Source organism: Thermogemmatispora sp. (assembly GCF_019683755.1).
Classification (GTDB): domain Bacteria; phylum Chloroflexota; class Ktedonobacteria; order Ktedonobacterales; family Ktedonobacteraceae; genus Thermogemmatispora.
In genome coordinates this window covers 1-4902 of record NZ_JADGHT010000339.1, presented here as the reverse complement: position 1 = coordinate 4902, position 4902 = coordinate 1, and the positions used below count along the sequence as shown (strand labels likewise).

The 4902-nt window shown below is 58.2% G+C and carries 4 protein-coding genes and 1 other RNA gene; 4 read left to right on the top strand and 1 reads right to left on the bottom strand.

Features of this window, described 5'->3' with window-relative positions; all coding sequences use genetic code 11:
• Nucleotides 1–159: 159 nt before the first annotated feature.
• On the top strand, nucleotides 160–1194 hold the full coding sequence (locus IRZ24_RS16720; RefSeq protein ID WP_297166613.1) for a phosphoribulokinase: 1035 nt from the start codon (nucleotides 160–162) through the stop codon (nucleotides 1192–1194).
• Nucleotides 1195–1419: 225 nt separating this feature from the next.
• Here the strand turns inward: IRZ24_RS16720 and IRZ24_RS16715 are convergent, their stop codons facing one another.
• On the bottom strand, nucleotides 1420–1851 hold the full coding sequence (locus tag IRZ24_RS16715) for an Hsp20/alpha crystallin family protein (RefSeq protein ID WP_297166610.1): 432 nt from the start codon (nucleotides 1849–1851) through the stop codon (nucleotides 1420–1422).
• A gap of 442 nt (nucleotides 1852–2293) precedes the next feature.
• Between IRZ24_RS16715 and tyrS the strand changes: the two genes are divergently transcribed.
• From tyrS to ffs, 3 genes are all read left to right on the top strand, one after another.
• Entirely contained in the window at nucleotides 2294–3532 is a 1239-nt protein-coding gene (tyrS, locus tag IRZ24_RS16710) for a tyrosine--tRNA ligase (protein WP_297166607.1), read from the top strand.
• 107 nt (nucleotides 3533–3639) lie between these two features.
• Entirely contained in the window at nucleotides 3640–4512 is an 873-nt protein-coding gene (gene mtnP / locus IRZ24_RS16705) for an S-methyl-5'-thioadenosine phosphorylase (protein ID WP_297166605.1), read from the top strand.
• A 313-nt stretch (nucleotides 4513–4825) separates the two neighbouring features.
• Nucleotides 4826–4902, top strand: an RNA gene (gene ffs / locus IRZ24_RS16700) — signal recognition particle sRNA small type; the annotation flags it as partial.

The window sequence follows — 4902 nt, the reverse complement described above, 5'->3', positions numbered from 1 at the left end:
CCGCGAGATAGGCGAGATATGCTATACTTTTAACCAGCGAACCCTTGGGAAAGGTCCGCTTCCGGCGAGGTGGAACGGATGGTGTTCAGAGCACGCAGACGCCTGGCAGCAGCACCTTGATGTGTTTTGCCTGCTGGCCTGCTAATCAGTGGCTAACTCATGGAGAGACAGAAGACAGCTCACAAGCCTCTCATTGTCGCGGTCTGTGGGGATAGCGGCTCAGGGAAGAGCACTCTGACCGATGGAATGGTGCAGCTCTTCGGCCAGGATTCCGTGACACATATTTGCCTCGATGACTACCACACCTTGGATCGCGCGGCTCGCATGCGCGCCGGCATCACGGCCCTTCATCCGTGCGCTAATAATTTTCCGCTGATGACCGAGCACTTGCAGCGCCTGGCGCGTGGCGAGACCATCGTGAAGCCGGTCTACGACCACCGCACTGGCACCTTCGGCCCGCCCGAGGAGGTAAAGCCGGCGGAGATTATTTTCGTGCATGGCCTGCATGCGCTCTTTACCCCGGAGCTGCGTCGCCTGGCCCACGTGCGCATTTATCTCGACCCAGAGGCCGCCCTGCAGCAGCAGTGGAAGATTATGCGCGATAGCACCTCGCGCGGCTACACCGTCGAGCAGGTGCGGGAGCAGATCGCCTTGCGCCGCCGCGATAGCCTGCTCTATATCCAGCCGCAGAAACGCTTTGCCGATATCATCGTTCGCTTTTACCGTGGTAGTCTCTACTATCGCACACGCGACCTGGCTCATCTCGACGTACGCCTCATTGAGGCAAAGCACGCCCCCAAAATCGATCTCTCAGATGTTCTGGAAGCCTCCCACAACGGGCGCAGGCCGGCTCTGCGCCTGGTGGAGGAGGTCTATGATGGGGTGCTGCGCGATGTCCTGGAGATCGATGGCGACATTAGCCATCAAAAGGCCTGTGAGCTGGAAAATTGTATCTGGGCCCATATGCAGGAGATCAACCACCTGCGCCCAGAGCGCTTGAGCATGCTCGGACGCTTCTACGTCGGCAATGTCTTGCGTCAAAGCGACCCGCTGGCGCTAACGCAACTCATTATTCTCTACCATATCATTACGGCGCGCAACCGTCTGCGCCAGGAGGCTGAGAACGAAGAAGCTCAGGGAGGCGAATCCTCTCTATCGAGGGGGCCAGTGGAGGGCTCCGGCGAGCACGAGTAGGAGCAAGGCCCATCACTGCAAGCCGAGCAGACGCGAGTCAGTCACCTTACCACTTTGGCTGGAGGCTGGATATGGGGAAGCTCAGACCAGAAAGACTCTGAACCCAGGAGGTCACCGAGAGCAACGCTGGCCCGCGCCTTCCCCCACGCTTCCAGATAGTTTCCATCGCGCCAAGGGAAAGGTGCCAACAGGCCAGCGTTGCTGATCACCGCAGACCCGGTCCGCTTAGCGGGCGTTGACCTTGACGGTGCGCGTACGGGCCTGTTCAGCTTTGGGCAGGCGCAAGGTCAGGATACCGTTCTGATAGTTGGCCTCGGCTCGATCGGGATTGATCGGCGCAGGCAGCGTGAACGATTGCTGATACTGCCCGTTGCCAAAGTTGCGCCAGTGGACCGTTGCATTCTCGGGCGCTACCGGCTTCGTCTCCCATTTGACAGAGACTGTGTCTTGCTGCGCGGTGATCTCAACGTCCTCCGGCTTCACTCCCGGCATGGGGATCTGTAGGATGAAGTCGTCTTTTGTCTCGTACAGGTTCGAGGCAACGCCCCGGCTCAGCAGGCTGCGCGGCGAAATGAAGCTCTCCTCAAAGAGACGATCCATCGCCTCACGCAGGGAAATCATCTCCTGAAATGGATTATAACGCGTCAGATCGGGCATAACTTTTAACACCTCCTTTGCATAATCTAGCCGTCAAACTTCCTTTTCTAGCCTCACTCTGACGTGCCTTACTCGCTAAGACTCCGTTGCCTGTCTGCGACTGACTGCCTCTCTCGCTCACATCCTCTTCAGCTCGTCTACTCACGCCGACAGGCTCGCTCTCCAGTGCAACAGGCTGCTTTCCGCATTTGCCTCCCTAGAGAGCGGTCGCCTGTGGGCTCCGCACCGAGCAGAGCTTGTCTCTCGCTTTAGAGTATAGCGCGCTTTATATTAGAGCAACGTTTGCAATCTATAAGAATTCTGTTAGAAAAGTTGATAATGGTCTTGTCAAACTCAGCCTCTCGACGCCCCGTCAGCTTTCTGCTACAATGCTGACAATACGCAAGCAATCCTAATCTCACCAACCAAATCATCTCGTTAGAAGAGGAAGGGTGCAGAAGACGTGACGGTGAAGCAGTCACCAGAGCAAGCTGAGATCGAACGCGTGCTCAAGCGCGGCGTGGTGCTGGTGGAGAAGGAGGAGGAGTTACGGCGCCTGCTGCTGGAAGGCAACCGTGGGGAACCGTTGCGGGTCAAGCTCGGCGTTGATCCCAGCCACTATGAGCTGACTATCGGTCATGCGGTGGTTTTTCGCAAGCTGCGTCAGTTCCAGCGTCTGGGCCATAAGGCTGTTGTCGTGATCGGCGACTGGACGGCTCGCCTGGGCGACCCCAGTGGGCGCGAGAATGCGCGTAAGCCGCTGAGCGCCGAGCAGGTCAAGGCCAATGCTGCCACCTACCTCGATCAGTTTTACCGTGTTGTCGATCGCGAACAGACCGAGGTGCGCTGGCAAAGCGAATGGTTCGATCAGTTTACCCTGGCCGACGTCATGCGCCTGCTGAGCTATAAGACGGTGGCCCAGATGTTGGCTCGCGACGATTTCGCTAAGCGCTTCCGCAACGGTATTGAGATTTACCTCTCCGAGCTGATGTATCCGCTGCTGCAGGGCTACGATTCGGTGGCCCTGCGCGCTGATGTGGAGATCGGGGGGACAGATCAGACCTTTAATCTCTTGGTGGGACGTGAGCTGCAGCCGATTTTTGGTCAGGCCCCCCAGCAGATTCTGACAGTGCAACTGATCGTCGGGCTGGATGGCCAATTGAAGATGGGAAAATCCTTGAATAACTATATCGCTCTGACGGCTCCTCCCAACGATATGTATGGCAAGCTGATGTCGCTGCCCGACCATGCCATGATGAGCTACTTTGAGACGCTGACCGATGTGCCCGAGGAGGAGCTAGAGGAGATGAGCCGCAAGATGGCCGAGGGCACGCTTAATCCCATGCTGGTCAAGCGCCGAATGGCTCGCGAGATCGTGAGTGAGTTTCACGGTCCCGCAGCGGCTCAGGAGGCAGAAGAGGCCTTCATCCGTCAGTTTTCACAGCGCCAACTGCCAGCCGAGATGCCCGAGTACCGCCTGACGGAGCCGGTCAACATTGTGACGCTGATGGTCGATGCCAAGCTGGCTTCTAGCCGCAATGAGGCCCGGCGTCTGATTCAGCAGGGCGGTGTCAGCTTTTTCCCCGAAGGCTCTAGCAGCCAGGCTCAGACAATTCAGACCCCCGATTTCACGGTACCCGCGCGTGAGGGCGCTGTACTGAAGGTGGGGAAGTTACGCTATCTGCGCATCAGGTCAGCCTGACTTTGGTTGCGCGCGTATGAGGAAGAATCGTCCTCGACGCAGCTCATAGGCGCCTTATGGCCAGGAGAGCTGTGACCATTTCTGCCAGCAAGGAGGATGTGATCGCTATGCCTCAAGCAACTATTGGGGTGATTGGCGGGAGCGGCCTCTATCGTATGGAGGGGATGACTGATCTGGAAGAGGTGGCTGTGGAAACGCCCTTTGGCGCTCCTAGCGATGTGATTACAATTGGGAAGCTGGAAGGGGTGCCCGTAGCCTTTCTGCCACGCCACGGACGCGGCCATCGCCTTAGTCCGACCGAGATTCCGGTACGCGCCAATATTTGGGCCTTGAAGAGCCTGGGCGTGCAATGGGTGATCTCGGTCAGTGCGGTTGGCAGCCTGCGCGAGGATATTGCCCCCCGCGATCTGGTCATTCCTAGTCAGTTGTTCGATCGCACGAAGAGCCGCGTGAATTCATTTTTCGAAGGCGGCCTGGTGGTTCACTGCACCTTTGCTGAGCCGTTCTGTCCTACCTTGAGCCGGCTTCTGCTGGAGACGGCCCGTGAGCTGGGCGATGTGCGCGTTCACGAGGGCGGTACCTATGTCTGTATCGAAGGGCCGCTCTTTTCAACGAAGGCAGAGTCGTTTGCTTACCGCAGTTGGGGCATGGATATTATCGGTATGACCGCCCTGCCGGAGGCTAAGCTGGCCCGCGAGGCAGAGCTGTGCTATGCTACTTTGGCCTGCGTGACTGACTATGACTGCTGGCACGAGAGCGAGGAGTCGGTTTCGGTTGAGCTGGTGGTCCAGAATTTGAATGCGAATGTGACCAATGCTCAGCGCATCCTGCGGCGCCTGGTCAGCAAGATTCCCGCCGATCGCAGCACTGTGAGCTGTGATTGCCCCCATGCGCTGGCCTCCGCTATCATCACTGATCGCTCTGTGATCCCCGAGGCGGTGCGCGAGAAGTATCGCCTGTTGATCGAAAAGTATTTGTAGCCAATCCCGAAGCGGCTGCGTTCGGAGCGCCTGTCTGTTTGCCCATTTCAATATAGCCCCTCTCGCGGCACAGGCAGCGCTCCCCTCCGCCGCTGTGCTCGCGAGGAATACTCCTCTGGCTGGTCAGTGGCAGATCTTCTGCGGCAAGCATACACTTGGGCCGCGACCAGGGCTACGCTGCCGCTCCTAAGCAATCTTGACAAGACACCTGGGACAGGTGTACAATAAGCCCTGGTCCGCGAAGGCAGATCCTGCAAGAGAGAACGAGCGGCCAGGAACAGACCGGTTTTCTCCCCGCCCTGCCGCTCGGCGCAATTGGGTCCTGCGCGGCAGATGTCTGTGAACCCCGCCAGGTCCGTGAGGAAGCAACGGTAAATGGACCTCTCTGGG